The sequence below is a fragment of the Helicobacter bilis genome (assembly GCF_001999985.1).
GTDB lineage: Bacteria > Campylobacterota > Campylobacteria > Campylobacterales > Helicobacteraceae > Helicobacter_A > Helicobacter_A rappini.
The window spans coordinates 820700-838129 of sequence record NZ_CP019645.1; the positions used below are offsets into that span (position 1 = coordinate 820700).

Consider the following 17430-nt stretch of genomic DNA (forward strand, 5'->3'; position numbering starts at 1 on the left):
CTTGCGAGATGTTTCGTGCTTTGCACTCAACATGACAAACGCAACATGACAAGAGAAAGCAACGAGGCAAGGCTTTTTTATACTATCTTAGAGTTAATCCCATTACGCATATGCTAATAATGGGGGCTTATGCTTTATTGCGTAAAACTGCTTAAAACATAAGCGACACCTTTTATTATATTTACTTTTTTAATTGAAATATAGGGGCTTGTTTTATTTGGGAATTTGTGGTATGATAGCCATATGCCTTCATCTGTGGTAGCATTAGTAAAGATATATACCGGCTATAAGTTTGGTGCTATTTCACAAACCTAACCGTGTTGTGTCGGATTGCATGGGATGGGATTTTGGTGTAGGCTATCCCTTTAAATACAAAATCTTTACATTTTCACTCTTTAATATATTGTTTATTCTGGTTTCTTTTTCATCAAAATAATATGTTTTAAATTTGATTTTATGTCCTTGTATGCCTATTCCAAACAGATTCATAAGATTTTATCCTTATCAAAAAATGGTTTATAAAAATATACGCTAGGCTCTTTTTGCCCTTGCTGTGTTTGTTCTACAATAAATAAAGGGTCTCTAAAAGTCTCAAAAAATCCGCCTTTTATATTTTCTCGGTTTGTGTTATATGTGTTGTTTGTAAAATGTTCACGCATAAGGAATATATACTTTTATATCTTTATAGGGCGTTTTGATAACACCCTTATTACCATTTATACTATCAAACATTTTTGCAAACTCTTCTCTATTTCTAAACTCTGCTTGTGGCATTGTCTCTACTTTACCATTTTGCAAGGCAGATTCTATGGCTTTTGCTAACTCTTTGTTAAATATTTCATTACTCAAGCTATTTATTTCCTTTTTGCCTTTTAAAAAATCTCTAGGATTAAACTTTTGCATTCTTTTAGCAAACATAGCTGGATTATTTTCACTCAAAGATTTGCAGTCTTTTTGTATGCTTTTAATAGCTAAAGTAGCATATCTTTGTGTGCTTTCATTGTTATAGAGTTTGCTTACCGCCTTACTTCCTACCGCCCCACCTAAGAATCCAGCGGCAAACTTAGCAGGATTAAATCCTACAATGTTTCCATTCTCATCAGTCTCAATTCCTGCTGCAGTGCCACTTATTATTCCACTTCCCAAATGACTTGGATTAGCATACATGATATTAGGGCTATTTTCATTAAAGTAGGTATGTGTAGATTCTTTATTTTTTGGTTTAGTCTTTGTGATATTGCCTTTTGTATCTGTATAGCTTCCTTTATTGTCAATGTGCTTTATTTGATTGGAATCAAATGCTACTATTTCCCTATCATTAAACAATATGCCATCATATCCTGCTTTTTTATAAAATTGTTGCAATGGATAGATTCTAGCTGTTTGATACATTCTTCCATAACCGCCATATACACCATAGTGTCCGCCCACTACTTCCTGTAATTTCTCATTCTCTCTTGCAGCGGCTAGGATATAAAGCTCGGTTTCATTTTTAAAAAATTCTTTTTCAAACCCAGCTTCATATAATGTGGGCGAATCTTTTTTTAAGAGAGAATCAAGCTCTTTTAACTCTTGCAAACTCTCATCTAAATTAGGATTATGTTTTAAATCTGCCTCGTAAGCTCTTATGCTCTCATGCAAATTTTCCTTTTTTAGATTATAAAGCGGTGTGCTAAACTCTTTGCCACTTTCTATATGCCTTATCTTAACGCTTTCTCTGTCATATTGCAAAAACTCAAAGCCGCTTTCTTTTAACTCTGCTTTTGCTTGTTTTAGATTTTCTACTGCCCTTAATCCCCTTTCTTTATCTTTTTTAGTGAATTTAAAAATTTTATCAATCTCTTTTATTTTTTCTTGTGTAAGCTCTTTTTCCATAATAAAGGGCTTTTTGATATTTAAAAATACTTCATATATAAAGTTTCCTTCATCATCATCTGCATAGTTTTTAGCAAGGTTTTTATCATTGGAAAACCAATTGCCTATGCTAAAATTAGAAACTGAATTATCTTTAGTATTAAAGACTTCAAAAGGTTTTTTAAGTTCTTTATTATGCAATCTTTTCATACTGCTTAGTGTTGTGCCATGATAAAACACTTTAGGCAGTCCATTTTCATCTTTTGTTAAAGGGCTAGAATCTTTATGCCATTCTAGTAAATCTTTTGCCTTTTTCTCATCGTAATTAAACTTTTGCATGGTAGATTCTAGGGTTTGTTGTGGTATAATGTTGGTAGTAGTTGAGTTAAGAGTCTCTAACTCATTAAATTTGCCTTGAGCGGAAAGGACTTCGGCATCGCTACTGAATAGCTTATCCACTTTTTCTTTTTGCAAATTTGTAATATTATCTTTCTTGTAGCTTGTTATAACCCAATTGTTATCACCTTGTTTATTAAATCCTTTTGAGATTCCCACGAGATAATACTCATCGCCATTTTTATACCATAGCGTATTTACTCCATTTTCAGTAAGTAGTTTGCCATTTTGTATAATCTCATTGATTGCATTTGACATTTTTTCATAAGGATTATTTCCTGCAAAGTCTGCAAAATCGTTTAAATGTTTTTCTACTATTTTTTGTAAGCCTATTTTCTCATTCCCCCATACTAAATCAATATCCCCCAATTCTTTACGATGAAATGCCCCTGCAACTTGTCCTTTATACTCGCCCTTAGCTCCGCTTTCTTTATGTGCTTGTGCTTCATTTATGAGTTTTTGTATAGCAGTCTCGCCGCTGTGATAATGTTCTGCATAGTTTGTGCCAAATTCTTTTATGGGTTTAATGTTTAGCTGTTTTTCTATCAACTCTCTTGCTAATGGTACATCTTTTATCTCTCTATCTAGTAACTCTTCCCCTCGCATTAACCTAAATATAGTGAAAAGCCTATCTTGTAAAACTCTGTTAGCTTTTCCTTCTTTCTCTAAAAGTTTTTCTACTGATAATAATTCGCCTAAAAGTTCTCGTTGTTTTATATCTGTCTGTTCTAAAAATTTTCCAAAAAACCCAGTTTTTGTGAATGTCAGTTTGTTAGCAAATCCAAATTCAGGCTGCTTCATAAATGCAAGGTATCTGCCTAATTTATGGAAATTATCAATGCTAACATCTGCCTTGTTTGCAATATCAATAGAGTCAATATCCTTTTTAAGTATGGCAATGATTTCATTTACTTTAGAATCCCGTTGCTCACTCATCTCAAAGTGAGTATCCCAATATTTTTTATCTACAGAATCAATTTCTTTCGCCATCTTTTCAAAAACAGGATTATTTACAATATCCATATATTCTTTAGCAAAAGAGACATATTCATTTATGCTTACATTTTTATCTTTTAAGGCTTTTAGATTCTGTGTTGTAGCTTCCTTATAGTCTTGTTGAGTAAAATTTGGATATTTAGCTAGAAAGGCTTTTTCATCTAAAGTAAAGAAATCATATTGCGTGTTGTATCGCTCTAAAAACTCGTTTTTAAAGCGTTTAAAATAGATATGTGTATTTATATCTCTTTCATTGTAAAACTCTTTCATTATTGGATATTTATCAAATAAAGGACTTACTATTTTTTCATATTTCTCTGTCTCTTGCTTTTCTAAAGTGTTGCGTATTAAGTTGGCTTCATTTGTAAATGTATCAATCTCTGCTTGTTTATTTTCTAATTGCTTTAAACTTTTTAGCATTTCTGCATAATCGTTAGAATCTAAATCGTTTTTTATGCGTTCTGTTAGCTTTTGTGGTATAATGTCAGCAGGTGTTTCAGTGGGCGTTACAGGCTCTGCATATCCTGTATTCCTAGACATTGTTGCACTACCTTGAGGCTCGGGTGCAGAGGGCTTTAACTCAAGGGCTTCTAATTCTAGCGTATAAATCTTATTACCTTTGCTGTTACTATCTAAACTCTCTTTAATTGTTATCAGTGCGTTATTTCCATTAAAATCTGCGTTATATCTATGTATGAAAACATTAGGATTCTCACTCTTTTTATCCTTATGCGTTTCTTTCAAAACTGCCCCTTGATACAAGTTTTCTATATCTTGCACGGCTTTAAAATGTTCTTGTGGAGTAAAGCCATTATCCACACTTTTTTGTATTGCTTTATCACTTGTCATTTTGGCAATATTTTTGCGTGAAATTTGTGCTATCCTGCCATCATTTTGATTAGTGATATTTTTACCCACTAATGAGTTTAAAATCTCTTTTGTTTGTTCTCGTAAAATGTATGTATTTTCTTTATTAGATTGTGTTAAATCTCTTTCTAAATTGCTTTTTGTTGGCAATTCCTTAACACTAGATATTTCATTTTTCAAACGATATAAAAACTTGGCTTCATAAGTGTTATTTGTATCCTTTATCATTTGTTGTATAAGCTTCAAGGCTGTATCTGTCCCTTTAGCTTTTATTGCATAATCGACTTGAAATCTTGCATTATCTATAAAATCTTTTAGGGCTTCTACTTTGCTTGGTTTATTTTCTTGTGGGGTTTTATTTGGTAATTGATTTTTTAAATCCCTTATTCTTTGTTCTACTAAATCCAACTTATCTAAAAATTCACTATTATGTGCGGGGCTAAAACTATAAGGGCTGTAATCATTGCGATTACTTTGCATAATCTTTTCTAAATGTGCTTTTTCTTTATATGCTGTTTCTAAATCATAGTTTGCAATTTTCTCAATCTCTGCGGCTTTCTCTGTTTCTTGTTGTGTTTTTAATTGTGTCTCTTTTTCTGCGTGCAGTCTGTCTCTTTCTTTATTTAATGCTTCTACTATCTCGCCTGTTTCCTTTCGTATTTTATCCATTTGCTTATAAAATGGCTTTTCTGCTTCCCTTGCTAGAAACTCTGTAGCATTGCTTTTATATACCTCTTCTATATCATGTTTCATATTTGCCAGTATATTTTCTGCATAGTGGTTTCTATCTCTTGGGTTTTCTAGTGAATTTGCCATGTTTAAAAATCTATCTGCTAATCCCTCTTGCTGTTGATTAAAGGTAAATTCATGTCCTTTCATAATCTTTCTTTCATTTGTCATAAATTCTGCATAGCTGTCTATATCTTTGGAATCTGCATTGATTTTTTTTAATAGCTCTTGTTGTCTTGGCTCAAGTAATAAGGCTTCTTTGATAGGCTTTTCAAAATCTGCTAGTTCATCATCTGGGATTTCTATGTATTTTCTGCCATTCTCATTTACTTCGTATGGTTTTGTTTGTGGTGTGTCTTTACTTATTTCTTGCTTTATGCTACCATCTGCTTTCGCAACTTCTGGCTTATACTCTAACAACAATTGCTTCTGTGCTTGTGCTTCTTTTATCTCTGCTATATCTGCATATTGGTCTCTGTATGATTCTAGTGTTGCGTTTTCGTTTTTGTCTCTTTGCATTAACTCATCATAAGTTTTTGGCTGTGCTAGCTGCAATTCTTGTTTTTCTATGGCTGTGATGTTGTTTTTATCTGTTGTTATGAAATAGGTTTCATTATTTGCCTCTGCTTTTATTATGCTTTTATTTGGCGTGTGGATTGGGTTATTGTGTGTGAGTTGTTGGGCTAGTTGTTTTAATAACTCTGTGTTTTGCTTTATCTCTTGTGTGGCAACAACTAGATTATTTAATATATCTTGTTGAATGTTTTCTTTATTTGCTTCAAATTGGCTTATTTTTTGTGTGAGTTCTTCATTATACTTTGCTTGTCTCTCCATGTTTTGAATGAGTGGATTACTTGCAATGGCTTCTATCTCGCTTGTATCTTTTGGGGTTAATATCTGTGTATTACCTCTTATTTGGCTCTGTAATTCTTTATCACTTAAAGGTGTGTTTGCCTTGTATTCAAATCTTGGTTTATTCTCTTTATCTTTTATGGGTTTAAAGCCTTTGTCTAAATCTGCTTTATTTAGCACTTTAAGCGTTTCTAGTGTGATTTCACTTGGGTATTTTAAATCTTTTATAGCACTTTGCAAGGCTTTTGTTATGGCTGCATTATCGCCTATGTAAGGGATAAAGGCAAAAAGCTTTTTAAATAATCTATTGGTTAAAAAGACTTTTATTCTGCCCTCTAGTGTTGTGGCTAATGCACCGCTGCCTACTTGGTTTTCTAATGCTTTTGCTTTGCTTATTTCTTGGGCGAATTGATAGCTTTTAGCATAGCTTTTAAAAGTATCGAGTATAGGATAGATTTCAGGGTGCAGTGTAAGCTTTTCTAGATTCTCAATATCGCTTAAAATCTTAGTAAAATCAATTGGGAATGTATCATCATTTAGCTTTACATTTCTGTCTAATGCCCTAAGTATTGTTAGCATTTGTGTGTGTTTTTGCATTCTTGGATTAAAGTTTTTAAATATTGTGTTCTCTAGCCCTTTTATGCTATCACCCCATTGTGTGTCTAGCACTCTTTGTTTCCATTGCTCTATGGTAAGTCTTGAATCTAAGTCTTTTTTATTCATGCCTTTGGTTAGGGCTTTGGCAAATTTGTCATTTAAAGACTCTTTTATTTGTGCGTAGTTTTTATTTGCTTGTTGAAAGTTTGAGAAAAGTTCGTCTGCTTCTTGACGCGTTAATGGACTTATTTCTATTTCATTGCGCCCTAAATGTACTTCATTCTGTGCGACTTTAGAATCTAAGGCGTTTTTAATCGCATTATCGATATTATCTTTTATGTTATCTAGGTGTTTGTTTGCCCTAAATTTCTTTAAATCACTGCTGCTTTTTTCATAATTTCGCATGATTTCATTTATATTTTTGCGTAATTCTATCGCTTCGCTTAGACTTATATTTGGTTTAGATTCTAGCTTTTGTGTTTCTCGTATTAAAGTATTTGTGAGTTGATTATCAAGTCCTAAGCTTTCAATTGCGTCATCTGTTACTTGTTTGTAACCTTGCAGTAATGTGGCTTTAAAGTCTGTATCATTTAGGGCGTTTTGCAAGTTATCAATGCTTGTTTTATAATCTTGTTTTGCTTGTTTGTCGATTTCATCTAACATGTGCTTATAGACTTCTGGCAGGTTTTGTGGTATAATGTCAGTATCGGTTTTAGCAATAGACGGCTCGGCTTTTATAGTCTGCTCTTGGTGTCCTTTTTGTGAGTTAAAACCGCCCTCGCTGATTTTAGTATTCAAGGGTGTGCTAGAGTCGCTAAAGCGTGGGGTTAATTCTAATTCTAAGCTATACACTCTATTTTTATTTGCATCTAAACTTTCTTTTATTGTAATCAAGGCATTACCATTTTCTAACTCGCTATTTAATCTGTGTATAATTGCGTTTTTCTCTCCGCTTTTATGCGGTTCTGTCGCTTGTAGCTTCGCATTTTCAAACAATCTCTGTATATCTAGCACTGCCTTTAAATGCTCTTCTCTACTAAATCCATTATCTATGCTTTTTTGTATCGCCTGTGGGCTTGTCATCTTTGAGAGAGATTTTAGAGACATATAGGCTTGCACTCCATCACTGCTTGTCATTGTTTGGTTAAATATAGGCTTTAATGCTTCTATCATTTGGCTTTTCACTTGCTTTGTTGGGGCATTAAAGTTTCCCTTGTCATGTTGAGACTTTGAAAAAGTAAAAACATCTTTATTTCCATTCAAATGAGATGTTTCGTGCTTTTGTGGCTCAACATGACGATTTTGCATTTCAGTATGTGGGTTTAATCCTTTTATTTTTCCACTTTTTGCATACTCATCTATGATTTGTTGTTCGTATTCTTTAGAAAGTCTTGTAAAGTTTTCCCCCATTGCATGAATGGCTTTATTCACAATTGTAGCCTCTTCGCTTGTGAGTTTTCCTGCAAACTCTCTAGCTAACTCTTTATTAGAAAATAATGCTGAAAGTAGCTTATCTTGGCTTTCTTTCTTGCTTGAGAGATGTTTTAATACATTATAATCGCTTATTTTGTCCATGAAGTTACCCATAAATGTGGGGTCTTTCATTTCTTTACTTATTACCCTATCGCTTTGTAAGTTTTTAAATATTTCATAGTTAGAATCTATCTCACTTTTATTGAATTTTGCTAGTTTTCTATGTATTGAGGCTTCTTCATTATCTAGGTATTTGCTTATTTTTATGTTTTTTAAATCATCTGTGCTTAGATTCTTTAAATCTTTAATGCTGTTATATGCTTTACTTGCCCCTTTTGCTATACCTGCTCCAACATACACGCCTACTGCACTGCCTAACGCATTTCCTGCACTATGCTTTAGTATGTCTTGTATATCGCCCTCTTGGGCTGTCTCGTTTTGCATATTGATATAATCTAGCGGACTAGCTATTGCACTCATTCCCGCACTTTGCAGGGCTGTTTTTGTTAGGCTTTGGGTGAGTTTAATACCTCCCTTTGTTACTTGTGCGGCTTTTCCTACTGGGATAAAGGAAGACACTACATCATAATAATTTGCTTCAAGGGCAGTCCCTAAGTTATTAAAGACTGATTGCATATCGGGGTAAAGCTTATTACCCTCTTTATCGATTAAAACATAATCTTGTGCTTGTGCATCATACTCTAGCCTATCATAGCCATACATTTGGGCTAGTTTTGTGCCTGATGTAAGTGTCTTTTGTCTTGCTTCTTTTTGCAAATCCTCTGTTAAGTTAAATATTGATGAGTTTTGAGAGTCAAGTATGACTAGCTTTTTTACTAATTCATGGTTAATATTTTGTCTTGTAAGATTGTTTTTATACTTTTGGAGGTTTTTATTTTCATCTGTAAAAAGATAGTCAATAAAGCGGGATATATTAGATTCAGAATCTCTTAAATAATCCTTTTCCTCTTCGCTTAAGTCTTTTGTCTCTTTGTTTTGAATCCCTTTTATAAGTTTTTGTTCTTTTAGCTTATCTTCTTCATAGTTTTTTAAGCCTATAGATTCCTTACTTGTCCCATATTTTTCTAGGTATGAATACACTGCCTGTTGTGCTTCTTTCTCTTTTAGCTTTTCTTTGTTATAGTTTCTTAGGGCAGTTTGTCCTGTGATTGTGTTCCATGCTTCCCATAAGGCATCACCTGAATTTCCCTTGTTATATCTCTCTTTTGTTTCTTCATCAAGGGGATTAAAGCTTTTTGCACTCTCTTTTACTGCTCTGTATGCACCTTGTATATAATCATTGTTTGAGAATTTATCGTTTAAGACTTCTGCGCCCTTTTGTGCGGCTAGTTTTGCTTTTACGAAGTCTTGGTAAGCTTTATTATTTATGTCAAAGCTTTGTGTTGTGTTTTGTGTTTGGTGTATTGGCTCTTGGGCTTGTGTGTTAGATTCTGTATTGTCTTGTGTGTTTAAATCTGTGTTTTGTGCTTGTAGTTGTGGCATTGGTTTATGTTGTGTAACTAAATCTGTGTTTGCTACTTGTATTTCTGTATTTTTTTCTTTGTTTTGGGTTAGTGTGGGGTTTAGAGAGAGTGTCATGCTTTACCTTTTTTTGTCTGGACTTGAGTGTTAGTTGTTTGTATATATAAAATCCTATTTAGCTTGGATAAGTCTCATCGCTTCATTTATTCCTGCATCACCTTTTTCATTCAATATGCCTAAGGCTTTTCTGTTTCTCTCAAAGCTATCACTTAAGGGCTGTTTGCCTTGTGCTGTATTTAAATCCTTTTTTAGCTCATTTAAGAGATACATTTTCAAACTATCGCTTTGTGAGACTGGAATACCTGCATTTTGCATATAAGACATTTTTTCATTCATGAAGTTTATGCCATTCTCTAAGCCTGATACTACACCTGCATAATAGTTTTCCCTACCTTTCCATGTATTATCAATTACTGCTTTTGCATCATTTATATTTTGATTTGTCCTTTTTCCAGCCCCTCCATTCATAAGACTTGCTAGAGTATAGGCGTCCATTTTATTTCTGCTTAAAATCTTTTCATTTGCATTATTTGAGAGGTTTATAAAGCCATTTGTAACATCATTTATCTTTCTTCCAAGACCTGCCATAGCATGACTATTTAAAAAAGTATTTCCATCTTGTTCTAAGTAAGTCTTTTCATAATGTGATACACCATCTAAAAGACTTTTAGAATCTGCAAAGAGTCCCGCTAACTCATTTTTAGCTTTGCCTATGTCTGTTTTTTTAACATTTGCGTTTAAATCCATATTAACATAGCTTAGATTTATTCCCAATTCTTTTGCTAAAAAGGCATCAGCTAGGCTTAAATGCTCTTTATTATCAAAGTAGCTTATGCCTGTGTTTCTGTAGAATTTTGGGGCTAGGGTTTTTGTTGTTGCTTCAACTTCGTTTTCTTCCTTTGGCGTATTTTGTGTGGCATTAAGGGAGTTATTATAGGATTCTTGCAAGGATTTATTATTTTGCATAGCATTTAAGAATTCTTGCTGGTTGGCTTCATCATTAAGGGCATTTTGAAAGGCTTCATTATCATTTTGTTGTTGCTCTTTTAGGGCTTTTTCTTGCTTTTTTGCCTCTGCTTCTTTATCTTTGGTAAGGCTATTTACTGCCATGCCTCCTGCTACTCCTGCGGCTGTAGTCCATGCGAGTCCTTGTCCTGTCCCCATACTTCCTAGAAGTGTGATAAGTGGTAATGCCATGTTTAATCCTTTTTAGTTTTTAGCTATTCTTTGTTTGTTAGTGTTTTTGCATTGGATTTGTTGGTTGTTGTGGGTTATTTTGGTTTTGCTTTGTTTGCGCGCCTGTGTATGGGTCTATACCTTTTTGTTGTGCATATGCTATCCATTTTGGGTCAAGCTTATAAGCATCACCATTTTTTACATTCTTCCCATTTTTGACCAAGAAAACATTACCTTTATACCCTGTAAGTCCTGCAACATTTACTAATCTTTGCTGTTCTGCATACCTAGCATTATGCTTTGAGGCATTTGCAGCAGTTTGTGCATTTTTCTCACTTGTTTGATTATTCCATCTTGTTATGTTTTCTGCTGATTCTATTTTCTTATCATTTTCACTGCTTTCATGTGTTCTTGTTTTTAGTGCTTCTTCTGCTTTAAAAACTCTCTCTCTTTCTGCTTCTTTTGCGGCATAATCTCTTTGTTTCCAATTCTCAATAGCACTCATTGCCATTTGTGAATTTTGGTTTAAAGAATCCATAATGGATTGAAAACCTTGTCTTATGCCTGCATGTCCTGTGTCTTGCACTCTACCTAGTGTGGGATCTGGCATTGCCATTGTTTATCCTTTTGTTTAATTTTTTAAAGATTTCATCTTGTTTTTTTGCTTTTGCATGTCGCTAAACTAGATTCTAAGATTTGCTAACCGCAAAAAACAAGAGTTTCGTGCGGAAATATTTTGAGGCGATTTTAAGTGTTGTTGAATAAAATGCAAGGGAGTGTATATAAAATACATGACCGCCGCATTTTATGATAACTCACTTAAAAGCGTCCAAAAGATAACGCACTTTTTTCATAGATTGCTATTGCAAAATCTTTATAGTATAACGGATGCGTATAATACCTATCACCTCGCAATATCTTTAAACACTCTGTAATATCTTCTATGCTTTCACGCAATTTCAACATATCTTTAGAATCTAAAAAGCAGCATGCAAAGTTATAAGCGGTGTAGTCTGTATCATCACATCTTACTTGTATAATATAATCATTACATGCACTTAAATCAAGGGGCGGTTTTGCTTCATTTAAAACTAGGCTTGTAATTTTTGCATTTTCCCCATACAGCTTTTTTATTGCCTCTTGTATATGTTCTTCTTGTATGTGTTCGTTTGGCAGGGCATTGTCAAAAAGTATGGCTAACATTTTTGTATTTTTTGGGGTGTTTAGGAGTTTATATTCTAGCATGTTTTAATCCTTTCTCGTTCTCTTAGTTAATATTCTTGCGTTATCTTGCGGACACTTTTAAGGGAATTATCGCTTTTTTGTTCGGTTATGGATTTAATATACACTCCCTCTCAAAAAAGCTCAATAAACCTTAAAATTGCCTCGCAATATTTCCGCATTCGTAGTTCCTTTGTTGCTTGTTTGCCTGTTTTGTTTCCGCATACTTAGTTCCTTTTGTTTTCTTTGGCTCTTTGCTTGGCATGTTTCCTTTCTTGTCTCGTTGAGGCGTTAGCCTAAACATCTCACTAGCATGAAAATAAAGATGTTTCGTTTCACTCAACATGACAAAAATCACTCATTAAAACTTATTGCCTTTGCATTGGTAAATCTTCCTGTGGCGGTGTGTTTGCTGGTGGCGGATTTTGGGCTTGTGCTGTGTTTTGCTGTGGGCTTGAGACATTTGCACTTGCTGATTTTAATCCACTGGCTGTATTTGCCGCATCATTTATCCCTTTTTCATGGTAGTCTTTCTGCTGGTTGTAACGCTCATTTTCTATTTGTCTTTGTTTTTCCTTTGCTACTCTTTCATCTTCGGCTATTTTTGTTTGCCATGCGCCTAAACCTAAGCCTATTAACGAATTTGCCGCACCTATTCCTGCTTGCGCCCAGTTTGCTGCGCCAAATCCTTGTGTTTTTTGATCTTGCTGCAAATTGCCCCCTTTAACATAGTCTTTAGCTGCCGATTCTACTTCTTGTGATAAACCACTTTGAGTTTGAGTGGGTGTGTAAAAGCTTTGTTGTGCTGGTGCTGGATTAACAATATTATTTACTTTATTGTTAAAGCTTTGCATGTAGTCATTTGTAGATTTTGGAAAAAAACCGGTATTTGTTTTCGACATATTTATCCTTTTTTTGTTTGTCTTTTTGCCCTTTTCTTGTCATTTTGAGTGCTTAGCAACGCAACATCTCTACTTGAAATAAAAGAGATGTTTCGTGCTTCGGCTCAACGAGACAAGTGAGGCGAAAATCACTCATTAAAACTTATTGTCTTGCTAATGGTAACTCCGGGCTTGTTAAACTACTTCCACTCAAGCCACCACTAAGACTGCTTTCTTCTGGTTTATCGCCTTTTGCTTGTTCTGCGAAGTTTGTGCTAGTTGCAGCAGCGGCATTTGTTGCTTCATTTTGCTTTGCCTCTGCTTTTTCTAGGTTTTTTTGCTGTTGTTCGGCTTGTTTTTGTTGCTGTTCTAGCTGTTTATTTGCTGTCTCTGCTTGTTTTGTAGCTGAATAGATGTTTGCTGCTGCACCCAATGCTGCACCTACGCCACTTGCTATTCCTGCTGCTGCTGCTGCACCCAATGCCATGTTATTCCTTTATATTTAAATTTTTCTTTTTAGTAGCTTTCATCTTGTGATAACATTTTAATGTTTTTACCCTTTTTTATGCTAGTCATTATCGATATAGATAACTCCTAGCATAAAAAAGGGTAAAAACATTAAAAGCCTACCATCAATATTGGAAAGCTGGTTTGTTTGTTTGCAAGTTAGAATCTGTTAGCTAAGATTGCAAACTAGAGACTTTAAAGCGTGAAGTATTTTGAGGCGATTTTAAGTGTTGTTGAAATTTTTGTGAAGGGAGTTACCTAATAGGTAACGACCGAGCAAAAATTGATAACTCACTTAAAAGCGTCCAAAAGACAAACGCTTACACTAAGTTAAAGGGGATTTATAGATAATCCCCTTTAACGCCTCTTTAGATTCTGCCAATTCCACCTGCTTACATAAACTCTGCTTATAGCCTAAAAGCTTTCCAAGATTGCTTACATAAGCTTCATTTTTAGCAATAATCTTAGCTGCCAAGTTTGCCACACTCATACCCCGTTTTTTAGCGATTTCGCTTAAAAGCGGGGTGGGCGTATTATTATCTGCTAAATACTCTTGTGCCTCTCTTTTTTGGGATTCATAAGTTGCGATTTCACCCTGTGTTACTCCCGCTTGCATGTAGCTTACCTCTCTTTCAAAGTAAAAGCTAATTTGTGCTTTTAAATCCTCTTTTAACTCATCTAAGCTTTTTTCTACAAAGCTTTGTGTCTTTTTATCATATCTTTGACCAATGAGTATTTCTTTCCCTTGTGGGATTTCTACTGCAAAAATTGCGTTCTCGTCCCATTCCCTTAATTGTGTGCTATCAAATATTTGCACTACTTCGTCATCTTGTATCATTGCGTATAATACGCCCTCTTTTGCTTTCATATTCTAATCCTCATAACTTTTTAAAATGGTTTCTAAGTGTTTTAACCTGCCCTCGCATGTTTTATCATTCTTTGTAGCATTAAAAGCCCTTTTATACTCTTTTAGCGCGTAAGCTTTCATTGAATCTATATCACAAACATAGCTTTCAATCTGTATTTCTTGCTCTTTTATAAGCCTATTTTGTGCTTCGACACTAAAATTTAGGGCGAGATTTTCTGCTTCTAGCTTTTTGTTTTCAATACCCAAATACATGATAATAAGCAAAAAGATAAGATTAATAACACTAAAAATAACTACAAACGAACGCATAGCTATTGCCTATTCATCGGCAGTGCGCCTGAGTTTGTATCGCTTTGTTGTGAATCCACCGCCACGCCTTGTGCTTGGGCCGGCAAGTCTTCGGGCAGGGATTCTTCTTGCACCTCTTCTTGTGGTGCATTCTGTGCGGCATAAATCTCATACACTAAATCGAAAAAGGCTTCGATGGGTTGAGATTTAATCTCTTCTTGCACTCTTGGGGGAAGTTCATTTGCAAAAAAGGCAATGAGTTCTTTTATATCAACTTCTGGGTGGCGGCTTTGAAAATCTTGCTTTATGGCTTCAATATTTGCCATTTCACTTTTACCAGCGATTGTGTCCTGTAACTCTTTCGCCTTTGCTGCTCTTGGCTCTACTAATGCACTTACAAATTTATTTTGTTCTTCAATGACTTTTTTAAAGAATGTAACTCTATCACTAAAAAACAACTCTTCAAGCACTGAATCATTATCAATTAAAGCGCTTATATGTTCTGCAAAGTCGTTTTCTACACTTGCCTCAATGTCTTGGAGTTCTTTTTGTATGGCTTCTAGCTGTCCTTGCTCTTGTGTGGTGTCGTATTCGCTTGTTGGTTCTTGTGGTGTTTCTAGTTCTTCCATTTTTTATCCTTTTTTAAATCTTTGTTTGCTTTTAACTGCAAACTAGAGACTTTAAAGCGTGAAGTATTTTTGATGAATTTTTGCGGTTTTCGAGTGAAAGGCGAAGGGAGTGTATATAAAATACATGACCGAGCCTTGAGCGAAGAATCCGCTAAAAGTCGCAAAAAGACAAACGCTAGAGCTAACTATAAATTGTGCCTGATGTAAAATATAACACCCTAACTTTTATTCTCCCCTTTCTTTGACTTGTTTCAATGGTTAGCATGGAATCTTGCTTTAACCTTGTTTCAACTTTTGATTTATACACCGCTTCAGTGGATAAATCAATGTCATTTAATAAAAAGTCGCTTGAAAAATCAAAGCCTACATCAATTGTGCCAGAATCTGCTCTTTCTATAATCTCAATACTTGCGGATAAAATCTCGCTGCCCTCTCGCATTAAAAAGATATTGTTTTTATCCTCTTTCAAGTTTTCTAGGTTTATTTCATGTGCTACTAAATAGCCTAGCGCGTGTATTCTGTCTGTTTGTGTCATGTTTATGCCTTTTATTTAATTTCTTGTATGGTAGTTTGTTTTTTTATTCATTTAAAGGGGGGGATATTTTGTTTTGTGTTTTGCATATTTTGAAGTATAATTTTGTTGCCACTTAAGTTGGTAGCTTAAGCGGTAAGATTCTCGCTTTTCTAGCAAGTGCAGGAAAGGAGGTATCTTTCAATGAATAACAAGCTTATTATAATAGCATTCTTGCTATTTATTCTTTTTGTTAGTGTGGCATATTAACAAAATTTAGTAGATATTACAATTTGTTACAATGCTAGATAGTAACAGAAAGGGGGCTTTGTTATTGTTTTTACAAAATCAAAAAGGAATCTCTAACAACTCTTTTAACTCGCTGATTTTATCATTCAACCCCATAATATAATTAATGTCAATATGTGTATTTCTTAAAATATCCCTCCTTTGCTTCTCTAAATTATGTATTTTAAATCGTATAGCTATCTTATAAAATAACTCTGTATCTATGCTTTCAATCTCTTTAAAGAGATATTCTCTTACTCTTGGGCTGCCTTTATTTTCTAAAATATCTTGAAATACATCTTTATTGAAAAAATCATTAGCGTTTAATATATCTTGCATAATAAATCTTTTCTGTTTATCTTGGGCTAGTTGGGTTAATATAAAATCTTGTTCTTTTTTCTCTTGGCTGCTGTATTCTCTTGGCTCTTGTGTTGGCAGAGAGATATAAGCCTTTAAATACTTTTTTATATACTCTCTTGTAAAAATGTCTTTTGTGTTATTTAGAATCTTTTCATAACCTTGTATTATCTCTTTTTTCTCTTTTATGCTTTTTGCTAATCCTGTTTCTACTTTTAAGCAATAATCTAGTCCATCATATTCAATAAATGGCAAGTCTTTTACATCACCCTTTGTGTAAAACTCGTTTAAATCCTTATAATCTTTATGTAGTCGTGTGATTTTAGTCTCAATATATCCATTTTCAAAGCAGAGTTTATACGCCCTTATGCTTCCGCTTCTACCTGCATCATCTGAATCTAGGGCAATACAGAGTGTTATATCATCTTTTAAAAGGCGGCTTAATAATCGCAGTTGATTTACATGTAAATTTGCACTACAAATAGCAAGGCTAGGAATACCTAATAAATTGCAAGTGAGTGCATCAAAATAGCCCTCCACAATATAAAGTTTTTTATGCTTATGCTTTTTTAGAATCTCATACGCATGTGTGTAGTTATATAAAATGCTATTTTTCTTGTATAAAAAGCTTTCTTTGCTATTTATGTATTTTCCTGCTTTATAAAAGTTAGCAAAGTCATGCACCCTGCCACTAAATCCTACTATCCTGTTTTTTTCATCTCTAATACATAATAAGATTCTATCTTTAAAAAAGTTATGTCCCTTTTCTGTTAAAAAGCCTAAGCTAAAGGCTAGTTGTGTCCCTAAAATCGCTTTTATTTCATCTATCTCTAAGCAATACCCAAATCCATACTCCTCTAATACATCTTTTTTAAAACCCCTTTTTGCTAAATACTCTACAAGCTTTTCATTCTCTAATAAAGCTTTATAACTTTTATAATACAACTTTTCTAATCTTTCTTGTATGGCTAGGCTTTTTGCGTAATCTTTGCTTTGTGTTTCCTCTACCTGAATGCCACATATTTCACCCGCTTTTTTTATTGCGTTTGTAAAATCTAGCCTTTCATATTTCATTATAAAATCAATGCCATTTCCGCCTTCACCGCACCCAAAGCAATGGAATATATTTTTTGCTTTGCTTACGCTCATACTCGCTGTGTTTTCATTATGAAAAGGACATTTTGTTATATAGTTTGCCCCGCTTTTTTTAAGTGGGATATAACTTTGTATTATTTCTACAATGTCGATGTTAGACTTTATTTCGTTTATGTTTTGTATCATTCTTTATCCTTTAAAGCTTTCATCTTGTGGCAACATTTCAATGATTTACCCTTTTTTATAGCAGTCATTACGCATATAGGTAACTCCTGCTATAAAAAAGGGTAAATCATTGAAAGC

Annotated in this window: 12 protein-coding genes; all 12 read right to left on the reverse strand. The window is 34.0% G+C overall.

Annotated elements, in window-relative coordinates:
- Positions 1-485: 485 nt before the first annotated feature.
- Positions 486-659: a hypothetical protein gene (locus XJ32_RS12720; protein ID WP_254422473.1), complete on the reverse strand. Its 174-nt coding sequence runs from the start codon at positions 657-659 to the stop codon at positions 486-488.
- A complete protein-coding gene (locus tag XJ32_RS12725; protein ID WP_254422474.1) occupies positions 652-9363 on the reverse strand; it encodes a putative barnase/colicin E5 family endoribonuclease in 8712 nt (2903 codons plus the stop codon). The genes XJ32_RS12720 and XJ32_RS12725 overlap by 8 nt, the downstream gene beginning before the upstream one ends.
- 54 nt (positions 9364-9417) lie before the next feature.
- Complete coding sequence (locus XJ32_RS03910) at positions 9418-10503, reverse strand: hypothetical protein (RefSeq protein WP_077388416.1); 1086 nt, start codon at positions 10501-10503, stop codon at positions 9418-9420.
- 37 nt (positions 10504-10540) lie between these two features.
- On the reverse strand, positions 10541-11098 hold the full coding sequence (locus XJ32_RS03915; RefSeq protein ID WP_077388417.1) for a hypothetical protein: 558 nt from the start codon (positions 11096-11098) through the stop codon (positions 10541-10543).
- 203 nt (positions 11099-11301) lie between these two features.
- Positions 11302-11727 carry a hypothetical protein gene (locus XJ32_RS03920; RefSeq protein WP_077388418.1) on the reverse strand — a complete coding sequence of 142 codons (426 nt, stop codon included), beginning with the start codon at positions 11725-11727 and terminating at the stop codon, positions 11302-11304.
- A gap of 344 nt (positions 11728-12071) precedes the next feature.
- Complete coding sequence (locus tag XJ32_RS03930) at positions 12072-12605, reverse strand: hypothetical protein (RefSeq protein ID WP_077388420.1); 534 nt, start codon at positions 12603-12605, stop codon at positions 12072-12074.
- A gap of 142 nt (positions 12606-12747) precedes the next feature.
- Complete coding sequence (locus XJ32_RS03935) at positions 12748-13071, reverse strand: hypothetical protein (protein ID WP_077388421.1); 324 nt, start codon at positions 13069-13071, stop codon at positions 12748-12750.
- A gap of 345 nt (positions 13072-13416) precedes the next feature.
- Positions 13417-13959, reverse strand: coding sequence for a hypothetical protein (locus XJ32_RS03940; protein WP_077388422.1), 543 nt, complete (start codon positions 13957-13959; stop codon positions 13417-13419).
- 3 nt (positions 13960-13962) lie between these two features.
- Positions 13963-14268, reverse strand: a complete 306-nt coding sequence (locus tag XJ32_RS03945) for a hypothetical protein (protein WP_077388423.1) — start codon at positions 14266-14268, stop codon at positions 13963-13965.
- A 2-nt stretch (positions 14269-14270) separates the two neighbouring features.
- Complete coding sequence (locus XJ32_RS03950) at positions 14271-14876, reverse strand: hypothetical protein (RefSeq protein ID WP_077388424.1); 606 nt, start codon at positions 14874-14876, stop codon at positions 14271-14273.
- A 181-nt stretch (positions 14877-15057) separates the two neighbouring features.
- A complete protein-coding gene (locus XJ32_RS03955) occupies positions 15058-15411 on the reverse strand; it encodes a hypothetical protein (RefSeq protein WP_077388425.1) in 354 nt (117 codons plus the stop codon).
- Positions 15412-15735: 324 nt separating this feature from the next.
- Positions 15736-17313 carry a CHC2 zinc finger domain-containing protein gene (locus tag XJ32_RS03960; protein ID WP_077388426.1) on the reverse strand — a complete coding sequence of 526 codons (1578 nt, stop codon included), beginning with the start codon at positions 17311-17313 and terminating at the stop codon, positions 15736-15738.
- Between the last annotated feature and the right edge of the window lie 117 nt (positions 17314-17430).